The organism is Staphylococcus hominis subsp. hominis (genome assembly GCF_002901845.1).
Classification (GTDB): Bacteria; Bacillota; Bacilli; order Staphylococcales; family Staphylococcaceae; genus Staphylococcus; species Staphylococcus hominis.
In genome coordinates, this window is sequence record NZ_PPQE01000025.1 from 601,273 (window position 1) to 615,863 (window position 14,591).

The following is a 14,591-nucleotide window of genomic DNA, read 5'->3' on the forward strand; positions in this document are numbered from 1 at the left end:
TAATTCCACAGGAGGCTAATGATATGAAACCACAAATATCATGGAAAGTGGGCGGACAACAAGGTGAAGGTATTGAGTCAACAGGAGAACTATTTGCTACTGCAATGAATCGAAAAGGTTATTATTTATATGGATATCGACATTTCTCAAGCCGAATTAAAGGCGGTCATACAAATAATAAAATAAGAGTCTCAACTTCTCCAATTCATGCAATTAGTGATGATTTAGATATTTTAGTTGCATTTGATCAAGAGACAATTGAATTAAATCATCATGAAATGAGAGAAGATAGTATTATTATTGCAGATGCTAAAGCTAAACCTTCTAAACCAGATGATTGTCGTGCGCAACTTATTGAATTACCGTTAACATTAACAGCTAAAGAATTAGGTACTGCACTGATGAAAAATATGGTAGCGATTGGTGCAACTTGTGCAGTAATGAAATTAGATACAACACCTTTCGAAACGTTAATTACAAATATGTTTACTAAAAAAGGTCAAAAAGTTGTTGAAATGAATATAGAAGCGCTTCATCAGGGTTATGAGTTGATGAAGGATAAATTAGATACAGTAAATGGTGATTTTTTACTAGAAGATAGTGAGGGCACACCACATTTATACATGATTGGTAACGATGCAATTGGATTAGGCGCGATTTCAGCTGGTTCAAGATTTATGGCAGCTTATCCAATTACGCCTGCTTCAGAAATTATGGAGTATATGATTGCAAATGTTCCAAAAGTAGGAGGTACTGTAGTACAAACTGAAGATGAAATTGCTGCAGCGAATATGGCAATTGGTGCGAACTATGCAGGAGTTAGAGCATTTACTGCGAGTGCAGGGCCAGGTTTATCTTTAATGATGGAAGCCATTGGTTTATCAGGTATGACTGAAACACCACTAGTTATTGTTAACACGCAACGTGGAGGCCCTTCAACTGGATTACCTACAAAACAAGAACAATCAGATTTAATGCAAATGATATATGGAACACATGGAGATATTCCTAAGATAGTAGTAGCACCAACTGATGCTGAAGATGCTTTTTATTTAACTATGGAAGCTTTTAATTTAGCTGAAGAATATCAATGTCCGGTTATCGTATTAAGCGATTTGCAATTGTCATTAGGTAAACAAACAGTAAAACAACTCGATTACAATAGAATTCAAATTAAACGTGGAGAGCTTATTCAATCAGATATTGAACGTGATGAAGATGATAAATCATACTTTAAACGTTATGCACTTACAACATCTGGAATTTCACAACGTCCAATTCCTGGTGTTAAAGGTGGTATTCACCATGTTACTGGTGTTGAACATAATCAAGAAGGCAAGCCAAGTGAAGCTGCTGATAACAGACGTGAACAAATGGAAAAACGTATGAGTAAAACTGCGAACTTACTTATTGAAACACCTGTTGATTATGATGAGAAACATGAGAAAGCAGATATTTTATATATCGGATTTATTTCAAGTAAAGGTGCAATTGAAGAAGGAAGTAAACGATTAAATAATAATGGTATTAAAGTTAATACGATGCAAATTCGTCAACTTCACCCATTACCAAAAGATATTATTCAACAAGCTATTGATAAAGCTTCAAGCGTCATAGTAGCTGAGCATAACTATCAAGGCCAATTATCAAATATCTTAAAAATGAATACTGCCATTCAAGACAAATTAGTTAATCAAGCTAAATATGATGGTACACCTTTTTTACCACATGAAATAGAAGAAAAAGGACTTTCAGTAGCTAAAGATATGAAGGAGATGATGTAATTGGCTACATTTAAAGATTTTAGAAACAGTGTGAAGCCAAACTGGTGCCCAGGATGTGGAGACTTTTCAGTACAAGCTGCAATTCAAAAAGCAGCAGCAAATTTAGGTTTAGAACCTGAAGAAGTGGCATTAATTACGGGAATAGGTTGTTCAGGTCGTTTATCAGGCTATATTAACTCTTATGGGGTACATGGTATTCATGGGCGTGCATTACCTCTTGCCCAAGGAGTGAAAATGGCTAATAAAGATTTAACAGTCATTGCTTCAGGTGGCGACGGTGATGGTTATGCTATTGGCATGGGTCATACAATTCATGCATTACGCCGCAATATGAATATTACTTATATTGTTATGGATAACCAAATTTATGGCCTAACTAAAGGTCAAACGTCTCCATCTTCTGCTGTTGGATTTGTAACTAAATCAACACCTAAAGGAAATATAGAAAAAAATGTTGCGCCATTAGAACTAGCACTATCATCAGGTGCTACATTTGTAGCACAAGGTTTTTCAAGTGATATTAAAGCATTGACAAAATTAATTGAAGATGCAATTAATCATGATGGTTTTTCATTTGTAAATGTGTTTTCTCCATGTGTGACATATAATAAAGTGAATACGTATGATTGGTTTAAAGAACATTTAACTAGTATTGAAGATATTGAAAATTATGATCCAACAGATAAACAATTAGCGATGAAAACTGTATTAGAACACGAATCACTAGTTAAAGGTATTGTATATCAAGACACAACAACACCTTCATATGAATCACAAATTGAAGAATTAGATGAAAGTGCATTAACTAAAAGAGATATCCATCTTTCTGAGCAAGAGTTTAATGACTTAACTGCTCAATTTGTATAATTTTTTTAAAGACATTCTTGAAAGCATCATATGACTTCAAGAATGTCTTTTAATTTAAGTTTAAATTTATAAAAATCTTGTTAAACTTCATTTATTTATTTTTATTAGGGAAGAAAATAATATAGTAAATAAAAGGAGTGGAAATGTTGGATAAATTTAAATCAATGCAAGAATTGGAAAAAGAAACGATTGAAAATGAAGACTGGAAAATAATAACTAAAAACCGAAATAGCAGCGTTTCAATACTAGCAATTCATGGTGGAGGCATTGAACCCGCTACAACTGAATTAGCAAGTATAATTGCTGATGAAGGCGGATATAATTACTTTACTTTCGAAGGTTTACGTAGTAAAGGAAATAAAGAGTTGCACGTAACTTCTACACGTTATGATAATAAAGATGCAATGAATTTGGTAACTGAAAGTAACCAAGCTATTGCTATTCATGGTTGTGAAGGGAACGAGAGCATTGCTTATGTTGGTGGGAAAGACGAACGTCTAAAATCACTCATCAAAGAACAATTAAATAATATTGGTATAAAAGCAAGTGAAGCACCAAGTCATATTTCAGGTCAACAGGATAATAATATTGTTAATTGTACGACTAGAGGTATGGGCGTACAAATTGAGTTAACTACCTCATTACGTAAAACTTTTTTCAAAAATAATAAAACAAATCGAAATAGTAGAGAAAATCAGTCAAATTGGGATAAATTAATGTGCGACTTTGCAAAAGCTATAAAATCTGCAATAGAAAATATAGAATAACTCAGATTTATAAAGATAATCATGATAAAATAAAATCATAAATAAATCATAGAGGTGAAATTTATGCAAGATACGTTAATGAGTGTACAAATAGTTCCTAAAACACCTAATAATGATGATGTTATTCCTTATGTAGATGAAGCGATTAAAATGATTGATCAGTCGGGACTACATTACAGAGTAGGTCCTCTTGAAACGACTGTCCAAGGTGATATGAGTGAATGCTTAATTTTAATTCAAAAATTGAATGAAAGAATGGTTGAATTAGAATGTCCTAGTATTATTAGCCAAGTGAAGTTTTATCATGTGCCAGAAGGTATATCTATTGAAACTCTAACTGGTAAATATGACGAAGCATAACATATTTTAAAGTTAAATAACGTTTAGTTAAAGTGGAGTAAGATTCAATATGACATCTATTCCACTTTTTATTCAATATTTAATAATAAAATATATTAATTTTTAACCTCTTTTTGCACTTTAATGCTAATTTTAATATAATGTACTAATAATATTAGGGCATATAGAAAGGATTTTTGTAAAGTGAACGAAGAGCAAAGAAAAGCTGGTACGATAGATATTTTAGACGAACGTAATAAAAAAGCAGAAAAAGACTATAGTAAATATTTCGAACATGTTTATCAACCACCTAATCTTAAAGAAGCAAAAAAACGTGGTAAACAAGATGTTCAATATAATCGAGATTTTCATATTGAAGATAAATATAAAGGTATGGGAAAAGGACGAACATTTTTAATTAAAACATATGGGTGTCAAATGAATGCACATGATACTGAAGTAATGGCAGGAATTTTGCAAGCTTTAGACTATCAAGCAACTGATGATATTAATGAAGCGGACGTTATATTAATTAATACATGTGCTATTCGTGAAAATGCTGAAAATAAAGTATTTAGTGAAATAGGTAATTTAAAACATTTAAAGAAAAATAGACCTGAAACGTTAATTGGTGTATGCGGTTGTATGTCACAAGAAGAATCCGTTGTAAATAAAATTTTAAAATCATATCAAAATGTGGATATGATTTTTGGAACGCATAACATACATAAATTACCTGAAATTTTAGAAGAAGCATATTTATCAAAAGCCATGGTCGTTGAGGTTTGGTCTAAAGAAGGCGACGTTATTGAAAACCTACCTAAAGTGCGTGAAGGAAGTACAAAAGCATGGGTTAATATTATGTATGGATGTGATAAATTCTGTACATACTGTATTGTACCTTTTACACGAGGAAAAGAACGCAGTCGTAGACCACAAGATATCATTGAAGAAGTTCGAGAACTCGCTCGTGAAGGTTATAAAGAAATTACACTTCTAGGACAAAATGTTAATTCATATGGAAAAGATATTAAAGATTTAGATTATGGCTTAGGTGATTTATTAGAGGATATTTCTAAAATTGACATTCCACGTGTACGTTTTACAACGAGTCATCCTTGGGATTTTACAGATAGAATGATTGAAGTGATTGCAAAAGGTGGAAATATCGTTCCTCACATTCATTTACCTGTGCAATCTGGAAATAATGCTGTATTAAAAATAATGGGACGTAAATATTCACGTGAAAGTTACTTGGATTTAGTTGATAGAATTAAAGAAGCTATTCCTAATGTCGCTCTTACTACTGACATAATAGTAGGATATCCTAACGAAACAGAAGAACAATTTGAAGAAACACTTTCATTATACGATGAAGTTCAATTTGAACATGCTTATACGTATTTGTATTCACAAAGAGACGGTACGCCTGCTGCTAAAATGAAAGATAATGTTCCAACTGAAGTGAAAAAAGATCGCTTGCAACGTTTAAATAAAAAAGTTGGTCAATATTCAGAAAAAGCAATGCAAAATTATGAAGGACAAGTTGTTACTGTTTTATGTGAAGGAACAAGTAAAAAAGATGAAACAGTTCTAGCAGGTTATACTGAAAAAAATAAATTAGTTAACTTTAAAGGACCTCGTGAAGCTATTGGTCAACTTGTTGATGTTAAAGTTAAAGAAGCAAAACAATACTCACTAAATGGTGAATTTTTACATTTTCATAATCAAGTTATGGTGACTAATTAATATGTATGAAAAAGAAGATATTCTAAAGCAAGCAAATAGTGTATCGAACAAAATAAAGGCACTAGAATTGATTAAACAATATCAAAATGTAGAGCAACAAATTCATGAGAATACATCAATTGAACAAAAAATGAAACAATTAAAATTGCAACAAAAACAATCAGTAAATTTTCAAAATTATGGCAAGCATCAGGCTTATCAAAAATCTGAAGAAGAAATTTCTCAACTTGAAAAAGAAATCAATGCATTACCTATTGTTGAAGAATTTCGGTCAGCGCAATTTGAAGCAAATGAGTTGTTGCAATTGATGGTTTCTACTATGGAACAAAGTTTAAATAATCATAATGAAAAAGCACATCACGACTCATAAACAGAAGGGAATATTCAAAGATGAAAACTAAAAAACTTACCATTACAGCTTTACTCATTGCTTTTAATGTCGTATTTAGTAGTTTTATTATTATACCTTTAGGTCCAGTAAAAGCAGCCCCAGTACAACATTTTGTAAATGTACTATGTGCGGTTTTTGTAGGGCCATGGTATGGTTTAGCACAGGCTTTGATTTCTTCTTTAATAAGAATAACATTTGGAACTGGCAGTGCTTTTGCCTTTCCTGGTAGTATGATTGGTGTGTTTCTAGCTAGCCTCTTTTATATGTATAGAAAGCACATATTTATGGCTGCAGTTGGAGAAGTGATTGGAACTGGAATCATTGGTAGTTTAATGTGCATTCCACTATCTTGGATATTAGGTTTGCAACATTTCTTTATCAAACCATTAATGCTTGTATTTGTAGTTTCAAGTTTTCTTGGTGCAGCGATTAGTTATATCTTACTTATAGTGTTAAAAAAACGAGGATTATTAGATAAATTCAAATAAATATTTTATTTAAGATTATCATTTCATACACTTAATAAGTTTAGTGCTTATTAAGCGTAGTAAAGAGATGATAATCTTTTATTTTTAAGTTGTAGAATAATATTCTAATTTGGATAACGAGCGCTTCAGTATGACATATGTTAAAATATACAAGTTAAAATGTGAGAAGAAAAAAGTATATATCAGTAAGGTTGTGAAAAAATATGGCTAATGTGACACCTATGATGCAACAATATTTAAAAATAAAATCTCAATATCAAGATTGCTTATTGTTTTTTAGATTAGGCGATTTTTATGAAATGTTCTTTGAAGATGCTAAAGAAGCATCTAGAGTATTAGAAATTACCTTAACTAAAAGAGATGCTAAAAAAGAAAATCCAATTCCAATGTGTGGCGTTCCGTATCACTCAGCAAATAGCTATATTGAAACACTCATTAACAATGGATATAAAGTTGCTATTTGTGAACAGATGGAAGATCCAAAACAAACTAAAGGCATGGTTAAAAGAGAAGTAGTTAAAGTAGTCACGCCTGGAACAATGATGGAACAAGGCGGAATGGATGAAAATCAAAATAATTATATTCTTAGTTTCATTCAGAATGAAAATGGATACGCATTAAGTTATTGTGATGTTTCTACTGGTGAATTAAAAGCTACCAATTTTGAAGATGAAAGCACGTTAATTAATGAAATCATTACGATTAACCCAAATGAAATTGTAGTACGAGAAGACATAAATGAAGATTTAAAAAAACAAATTTCACTTACTACTGAAACGATTACAGTTAGAGAAGAAATTTCTGATATGGAATATAGTGTCAATACATTAGAAAATAATTTAATGTTTTTGACAACACAATTATTGTTAGATTATATTCATCATACTCAAAAAAGAGATTTGTCTCATATTGAAGATGTGATAACTTATGCAGCGATTGACTTTATGAAAATGGATTATTATGCAAAACGCAATTTAGAGCTTACTGAAAGCATACGTTTAAAAAGTAAAAAAGGAACATTATTATGGTTAATGGATGAAACAAAAACACCTATGGGTGCAAGACGCTTGAAACAGTGGATTGATCGCCCACTTATTCATAAAGATAATATTGAACAACGATTAGATATCGTAGAATCATTTATTGATCATTTTATAGAAAGAGATACTTTAAGAGGTTACCTTAATCAAGTATACGATATTGAAAGATTAGTAGGACGAGTAAGTTATGGAAATGTAAATGCTCGAGATTTGATTCAACTCAAACATTCTATTTCTGAAATTCCAAATATTAAATCACTTCTTGAACAAATGGATAATGTGACAACAACGCAGTTTAGCACATTAGAACCATTAGAAGATTTACTGAAAGTTTTGGAAGATAGTTTAGTAGAAGAACCACCTATTTCAGTCAAAGATGGGGGACTGTTCAAACAAGGATTCAGTAAACAACTAGATGAGTATTTAGAAGCATCTAAAAATGGAAAAGATTGGCTAGCACAACTTCAAGCGAAAGAACGTGAAAGAACAGGTATCAAATCTTTAAAAATTAGCTACAATAAAGTTTTTGGTTACTTTATTGAAATCACACGTGCTAATCTTCAAGGATTCGAACCAAGCGAGCATGACTATCATCGTAAACAAACTTTATCTAATGCAGAAAGATTTATTACAGACGAATTAAAAGAAAAAGAAGATATTATTTTAGGTGCAGAAGATAAAGCAATTGAATTAGAATATCAACTGTTTATTCGATTGAGAGAGCATGTTAAATCATATACTGAAAGATTACAAAGACAAGCAAAAGTGATATCAGAGCTTGATTGTTTACAAAGTTTTGCAGAAATTGCACAAAAATATAACTATGTTAGACCAGAATTTAGTGATGATAAGACATTGAACTTAGAAAATTCTAGACATCCCGTTGTAGAACGCGTGATGGATTATAATGATTATGTACCAAATGATTGTTATCTTGATCAAAATAACTTTATTTACTTGATTACTGGCCCAAATATGTCTGGTAAATCAACTTATATGCGTCAAGTAGCAATCATTAGTATCATGGCACAAATGGGAGCTTATGTACCATGTGATAATGCAATATTACCTATTTTTGATCAAATTTTTACAAGAATTGGTGCAGCAGATGATTTAGTATCCGGTAAAAGTACCTTTATGGTTGAAATGCTAGAAGCACAAAAAGCATTAACATACGCAACAGCAGATAGTTTAATCATCTTTGATGAAATCGGGCGAGGAACGTCAACATATGATGGCTTATCTTTAGCGCAAGCTATGATTGAATATGTAGCTGAAACATCACATGCTAAGACACTTTTTTCAACTCATTATCATGAATTAACAACATTAGATCAACAGCTATCTAGTTTGAAAAATGTACATGTAGCAGCAGATGAGTATCAAGGTGAACTTATTTTCCTTCATAAAGTTAAAGAAGGTGCCGTTGATGATAGTTATGGTATTCAAGTTGCTAAACTAGCAAATCTTCCTGAGAAAGTAATTGAAAGAGCTCAAGTTATTTTAAATGCGTTTGAACAAAATGGATTATCAGATGAGAATGTCAATCGTAAACAGTATAATGACAACTCTAAAGATATTGAAAATAAGGATCATTTAATTAATAAGGAAGAACACTCAACTATTAAACAAACAGATGTGTTTGAACAAACAAGTTTTGACTTATTTAATTCGAATGAAACACAAAGTGAAATAGAGGCACAAATTAAAAATTTAAATATTTCAAATATGACACCTATTGAAGCATTACTTAAGTTAAGCGAATTACAAAATCAGTTAAGATAGAGGTGTTAATTCATGGGTAAAATTAAAGAATTACAAACATCTTTAGCAAATAAAATTGCTGCAGGTGAAGTGGTTGAACGTCCTAGTTCAGTAGTAAAAGAACTACTTGAAAATGCAATTGATGCTAAGGCGACTGAAATTAATATAGAAGTAGAACAATCAGGTATTTCCTCAATTCGTGTAGTCGACAATGGAACTGGAATTGAGCAAGATGATTTGCAACTTGTTTTTCATCGTCACGCTACCAGTAAAATAAATGATGATGACGATTTGTTTCATATCAGAACATTAGGATTTCGAGGTGAAGCACTGGCTAGTATTTCATCTGTAGCTAAAGTGACACTTAAAACGTGTACAGATAATGAAAATGGTCACGAAATTTATGCTGAAAATGGTGAAATATTATCTCAAAAACCAGCAAAAGCCAAAAAAGGAACAGATATTAAAGTAGAATCATTATTTTATAATACGCCAGCTCGGTTAAAATATATTAAAAGTTTATATACAGAATTAGGAAAAATTACAGATATTGTTAATCGAATGGCAATGAGTCATCCAAATATTCGTTTTTCACTTATATCTGATGGAAAAACGATGTTAAAAACGAATGGCTCTGGAAGAACAAATGAAGTGATGGCTGAAATATATGGTATTAAAGTTGCAAAAGATTTAGTTCACATTTCTGGCGATACGAGTGACTATCATTTAGAAGGATTTGTTGCTAAACCGGAACATTCTCGTAGTAATAAACATTATATTTCAATTTTTATTAATGGTCGATATATCAAAAATTTCGCTTTAAATAAAGCTATTACTGAAGGATATCATACACTTCTAACCATAGGTCGTTATCCTATTTGCTATATCAATATAGAAATGGATCCAATTTTAGTAGATGTCAATGTGCACCCAACGAAACTTGAAGTTAGACTTTCAAAAGAAGAACAACTTTATAATTTAATTATTGAAAAAATTAGACATGCATTTAAAGATAGAATATTAATTCCTAAAAATGATTTAGATCGAACACCTAAAAAAAATAAAGTATTGCATACGTTTGAACAGCAAAAAATCGATTTTGAACAAAAACAACAAAATATTTCAAATCAAACAAAACAATTAGAAAATAAAAATGACCCCAACGTTTCGACTAACAATACCTTTTCAACAATAAGTCCTCAATATGATGAAGAACATACCTCTGATGATTCTTACACTAGAGAAGATAACGAACATTCTAGTGTCTATAATAATAAACGTAGTATGGATAAAGATTACTTCGACATTCAAAAAGATATTTTAAATAGTTTAGATCGTGCTGAGTCTTCAATCGATAACACTCGACATGATGAAACCAATATTTATAATTATGATGAAAATGAAGACTTTCAAGAGAATGTTACAAATCAAAAAGAACAAGATATTAAAGGTAAAGTAAGTTCAACACCGTCTCGACGTGTGCCATATATGGAGGTAGTTGGTCAAGTACACGGTACCTATATTATTGCTCAAAATGAAAATGGAATGTTTATGATAGATCAACATGCTGCTCAAGAACGTATTAAATACGAATATTTCAGAGAAAAGATAGGCGAAGTATCAAATGAAGTACAAGATTTGTTAATTCCTTTAACATTTCATTTCTCAAAAGACGAACAATTAATTATTGATCAATATAGAGAAGAACTTGATAAAGTAGGGGTTCATTTAGAACATTTTGGTGGATATGATTATATTGTAAATAGTTATCCAGTATGGTTTCCTAAAGTGGAAGCAGAGGAAATTATTAAAGATATGATTGAACTAGTATTAAATCATAAAAAAATTGACGTTAAAAAAATGCGCGAAGACGCAGCTATTATGATGAGTTGTAAGAAGTCAATTAAAGCAAATCATTACTTGAAAATGAATGAAATGGCAGATTTAATTGATCAATTAAGAGAAGCGGAAGATCCATTTACTTGTCCTCATGGTAGACCAATTATTATTAACTTTTCAAATTATGAATTAGAGAAATTATTTAAACGAGTAATGTAGAAGGGATGCATAGAAATGAAAGAACACGTACTACCAGCAATTCGAAATATGAAAGATTTAGAGAAATTAACTCAAACGGATTATAAAGTGTGTGTCCTTTTAGATATGCATGTAGGTCATTTAAGAAGCATTATAGAGTTACTTAAAAAACATGACATTGAAGTATATATTCATATTGATTTAATTAAAGGAATGGCACATGATGAATATGCATGTGAATATATCATTCAAACTTATAAACCAAAAGGGATTGTTTCAACAAAAACAAAAGTCATTCAAAAAGCAAAATCATTAAATGTACTTACTATTTTTAGAGTTTTTATTATTGATAGTCAAGCACTCAATCGTAGTATACAACTTATAAAGAAAGTGACCCCAGATTATGTTGAAGTACTACCAGGTATTGCTCATAAAATTGTTGAAAATGTAAGAGAAGCAACAACTGCTAAAATTATAGCAGGTGGGTTAATCGAAGAAGAAAAAGAAGTGAATGATGCGATTAATAGTGGTGCAAGCTATGTAACCACAAGTAATAGAAAATTGTGGTAGAAATTATATTTTTAACCTGAGACAAATATTGAGGTCTCAGGTTTTTTTATGTATTACTAAAAAATAATTATAGTACGTTGTTTTAATCTACAAAATAAATTATGACAATTTTTTTACAAAAGCTATTGACAACGCTTACAACAATTTTGTATGATTTATACAAGTTAATATTTGAATGAGAGATGAAGAGATTTCTGCAAGCCGAATTATGTAAGTTTGTAGAAGTCTCTTTGCTTTTTAGGAGGTTAAAGCATGAATGCTTATTTAGCAGAATTTTTAGGCACGGCCATTCTTATTTTGTTTGGTGGAGGCGTATGTGCGAATGTAAATTTAAAACGCAGCGCTGGACAAGAATCGGATTGGATTGTTATTGCCGCTGGATGGGGCTTAGCTGTAACAATGGGAGTTTACGCAGTAGGTCAATTTTCTGGAGCACATTTAAACCCAGCTGTGACAATTGCTTTAGCAGTTGAAGGAGGTTTTAGCTGGGCAAAAGTACCAGGATATATTGTTTGTCAAATGCTTGGAGGAATTGTAGGTGCTGCACTTGTGTGGTTAATGTATTTACCACATTGGAAAGTAACGACAGATCAAGGTGCAAAATTAGGAGTATTTTCTACTGCACCTGCTATTAAAAATTATTTTGCTAACTTTTTAAGTGAAATAATTGGAACTACTATTTTAACTTTAGGTATTTTATTCATTGGGGTAAATAAAATTGCAGATGGATTAAATCCATTAATTGTGGGTAGTTTAATTATTGCAATAGGTTTAAGTTTAGGTGGACCTACAGGTTATGCTATTAATCCAGCTCGTGACTTAGGACCAAGAATTGCACATGCAATTTTACCAATTGCTGGTAAAGGAGGATCTAATTGGTGGTATGCTATTGTACCAGTACTAGGACCAATTGCTGGCGGTATGCTAGGTGCTGTGATTTATCAGGTTTTTTATAAAAATGAATTTACTTTTATGAGTGGTGTTAGCATTGTAGTTGTGATTGTTACATTACTTATTGGTTTAGCGCTTAATAAATCAAATAAACATAAAGATATTGAATCAATTTATTAAAAGTAAAAATTTAGTTTTAAATCATATAATATATTAACTATGTGACTCAAAGTATATTTAACACATATAGTCATAATGAAAGAAGGAGAAAAATTATGGAACAATACATCATGTCAATAGACCAGGGTACAACTAGCTCTAGAGCAATTTTATTTGATAAAGAAGGACAAATTCAAGGCGTTGCGCAAAGAGAATTTAAACAATATTTTCCTAAATCTGGTTGGGTAGAGCATGACGCTAATGAAATTTGGACATCAGTATTAGCAGTAATGGCTGAAGTGATAAATGAAAATGAAATTGATCCTGAACAAATTAAAGGTATTGGTATTACTAACCAACGTGAAACTACGGTCATTTGGGATAAGAAAACAGGTCGCCCAATTTATCATGCAATTGTTTGGCAATCTCGTCAAACACAACATATTTGTAATGAATTAAAAGAACAAGGACACGAAAAAACATTTCGTAATAAAACAGGTTTATTATTAGACCCTTACTTTTCTGGAACAAAAGTAAGATGGATATTAGATAATGTTAAAGGTGCAAGAGAGAAAGCCGAAAATGGGGATTTATTATTCGGAACTATCGATACTTGGTTAGTGTGGAAACTATCTGGTGGAGAAGCACATATTACAGACTATTCAAATGCCAGTCGTACATTAATGTATAACATTCATGAACTTAAATGGGATGATGAATTATTAGAATTACTAGACATTCCTAAAGCAATACTTCCAGAAGTTAAAGAATCTAGTGAAGTTTATGCACATACTAAAGATTATCACTTCTTTGGTCAAGAAGTACCAATTGCTGGTATTGCTGGTGACCAACAAGCAGCATTATTTGGTCAAGCTTGTTTCGAACGTGGTGATGTGAAAAATACGTATGGTACTGGCGGATTCATGTTAATGAATACTGGTGAAGAACCTGTAACGTCTGAAAGTGGATTGTTAACTACAATTGCTTATGGTCTTGACGGTAAAGTAAATTATGCCCTTGAAGGATCAATTTTCGTATCTGGATCAGCAATTCAATGGTTACGTGACGGTTTAAGAATTATTAATTCTGCACCGCAAACTGAAAACTATGCAACACGTGTTAATTCTACTGATAATGTATACTTTGTTCCTGCATTCGTAGGTCTTGGTACACCATATTGGGATTCTGAAGCACGTGGCGCGATTTTCGGATTAACTCGTGGTACTGAAAAAGAACATTTCATTCGTGCAACATTAGAATCTTTATGTTATCAAACACGTGATGTTATGGAAGCAATGTCTAAAGATTCAGGAATTGAAGTAAATAATTTACGTGTTGATGGTGGCGCAGTAAAAAATAACTTTATAATGCAATTCCAAGCAGATATTGTTGATACATCAGTTGAACGTCCGGAAGTTCAAGAAACAACAGCACTTGGAGCTGCTTATCTAGCAGGTTTGGCTGTAGACTTTTGGGAAGATAAAAAAGACATTGCTGATGGATGGAAATTAGAAAAAGAATTTAATCCAGAAATGTCTGAAGAAACAAGAACTAAGTTATATAAAGGTTGGAAGAAAGCAGTAGAGGCTACTCAGGTCTTTAAATTAGAAGATTAATTTTTAATTATGGCTTAGTTACAAAGGATATGTTATGATGTAGTTAAGTTAATACATTAGTCGAGATTTGAGAGACCTGTTATCATGCAGTATGCTTCTGTGTGTGTATAGGTCTCTCTTTTTTTAATA

At 31.6% G+C, this 14,591-nt stretch carries 12 protein-coding genes; all 12 read left to right on the forward strand.

Features of this window, described 5'->3' with window-relative positions; genetic code table 11:
- Positions 1–23: 23 nt before the first annotated feature.
- The 12 genes from CD034_RS04530 (at position 24) to glpK (ending at position 14,462) form a co-directional block, all read left to right on the forward strand.
- The gene (locus tag CD034_RS04530) at positions 24–1,784 is read left to right on the forward strand and encodes a 2-oxoacid:acceptor oxidoreductase subunit alpha (RefSeq protein WP_002455401.1); all 1,761 of its coding nucleotides are present in this window, start codon (positions 24–26) and stop codon (positions 1,782–1,784) included.
- On the forward strand, positions 1,785–2,651 hold the full coding sequence (locus CD034_RS04535) for a 2-oxoacid:ferredoxin oxidoreductase subunit beta (RefSeq protein WP_002448821.1): 867 nt from the start codon (positions 1,785–1,787) through the stop codon (positions 2,649–2,651).
- A gap of 146 nt (positions 2,652–2,797) precedes the next feature.
- Positions 2,798–3,418, forward strand: coding sequence for a poly-gamma-glutamate hydrolase family protein (locus CD034_RS04540; protein WP_002455400.1), 621 nt, complete (start codon positions 2,798–2,800; stop codon positions 3,416–3,418).
- Between the two features lie 63 nt (positions 3,419–3,481).
- Positions 3,482–3,778, forward strand: coding sequence for a thiamine-binding protein (locus CD034_RS04545; protein WP_002455399.1), 297 nt, complete (start codon positions 3,482–3,484; stop codon positions 3,776–3,778).
- 183 nt (positions 3,779–3,961) lie between these two features.
- Positions 3,962–5,506 carry a tRNA (N6-isopentenyl adenosine(37)-C2)-methylthiotransferase MiaB gene (gene miaB / locus CD034_RS04550; protein ID WP_002488684.1) on the forward strand — a complete coding sequence of 515 codons (1,545 nt, stop codon included), beginning with the start codon at positions 3,962–3,964 and terminating at the stop codon, positions 5,504–5,506.
- Position 5,507: 1 nt separating this feature from the next.
- The gene (locus CD034_RS04555; RefSeq protein ID WP_002448720.1) at positions 5,508–5,876 is read left to right on the forward strand and encodes a YlbF/YmcA family competence regulator; all 369 of its coding nucleotides are present in this window, start codon (positions 5,508–5,510) and stop codon (positions 5,874–5,876) included.
- 20 nt (positions 5,877–5,896) lie between these two features.
- The gene (gene thiW, locus CD034_RS04560; protein ID WP_002448801.1) at positions 5,897–6,385 is read left to right on the forward strand and encodes an energy coupling factor transporter S component ThiW; all 489 of its coding nucleotides are present in this window, start codon (positions 5,897–5,899) and stop codon (positions 6,383–6,385) included.
- 203 nt (positions 6,386–6,588) lie between these two features.
- Positions 6,589–9,210 carry a DNA mismatch repair protein MutS gene (gene mutS / locus CD034_RS04565; protein WP_103288165.1) on the forward strand — a complete coding sequence of 874 codons (2,622 nt, stop codon included), beginning with the start codon at positions 6,589–6,591 and terminating at the stop codon, positions 9,208–9,210.
- Positions 9,211–9,222: 12 nt separating this feature from the next.
- Positions 9,223–11,247, forward strand: coding sequence for a DNA mismatch repair endonuclease MutL (gene mutL, locus CD034_RS04570; RefSeq protein WP_103288166.1), 2,025 nt, complete (start codon positions 9,223–9,225; stop codon positions 11,245–11,247).
- Between the two features lie 15 nt (positions 11,248–11,262).
- Complete coding sequence (locus CD034_RS04575; protein ID WP_103288167.1) at positions 11,263–11,796, forward strand: glycerol-3-phosphate responsive antiterminator; 534 nt, start codon at positions 11,263–11,265, stop codon at positions 11,794–11,796.
- Positions 11,797–12,048: 252 nt separating this feature from the next.
- Entirely contained in the window at positions 12,049–12,867 is an 819-nt protein-coding gene (locus CD034_RS04580; RefSeq protein ID WP_071859426.1) for an MIP/aquaporin family protein, read from the forward strand.
- A 95-nt stretch (positions 12,868–12,962) separates the two neighbouring features.
- Positions 12,963–14,462: a glycerol kinase GlpK gene (gene glpK, locus CD034_RS04585; RefSeq protein ID WP_002448786.1), complete on the forward strand. Its 1,500-nt coding sequence runs from the start codon at positions 12,963–12,965 to the stop codon at positions 14,460–14,462.
- Positions 14,463–14,591: the final 129 nt, after the last annotated feature.

What these genes read in the sequence shown, in the direction of transcription:
- CD034_RS04530 (WP_002455401.1), top strand. Translation starts at nt 24, where the DNA reads ATGAAACCACAAATATCATGGAAAGTGGGCGGACAACAAGGTGAAGGT.
- CD034_RS04545 (WP_002455399.1), top strand. Translation starts at nt 3,482, where the DNA reads ATGCAAGATACGTTAATGAGTGTACAAATAGTTCCTAAAACACCTAAT.
- CD034_RS04555 (WP_002448720.1), top strand. Translation starts at nt 5,508, where the DNA reads ATGTATGAAAAAGAAGATATTCTAAAGCAAGCAAATAGTGTATCGAAC.
- thiW (WP_002448801.1), top strand. Translation starts at nt 5,897, where the DNA reads ATGAAAACTAAAAAACTTACCATTACAGCTTTACTCATTGCTTTTAAT.
- mutS (WP_103288165.1), top strand. Translation starts at nt 6,589, where the DNA reads ATGGCTAATGTGACACCTATGATGCAACAATATTTAAAAATAAAATCT.
- mutL (WP_103288166.1), top strand. Translation starts at nt 9,223, where the DNA reads ATGGGTAAAATTAAAGAATTACAAACATCTTTAGCAAATAAAATTGCT.
- CD034_RS04575 (WP_103288167.1), top strand. Translation starts at nt 11,263, where the DNA reads ATGAAAGAACACGTACTACCAGCAATTCGAAATATGAAAGATTTAGAG.
- CD034_RS04580 (WP_071859426.1), top strand. Translation starts at nt 12,049, where the DNA reads ATGAATGCTTATTTAGCAGAATTTTTAGGCACGGCCATTCTTATTTTG.
- glpK (WP_002448786.1), top strand. Translation starts at nt 12,963, where the DNA reads ATGGAACAATACATCATGTCAATAGACCAGGGTACAACTAGCTCTAGA.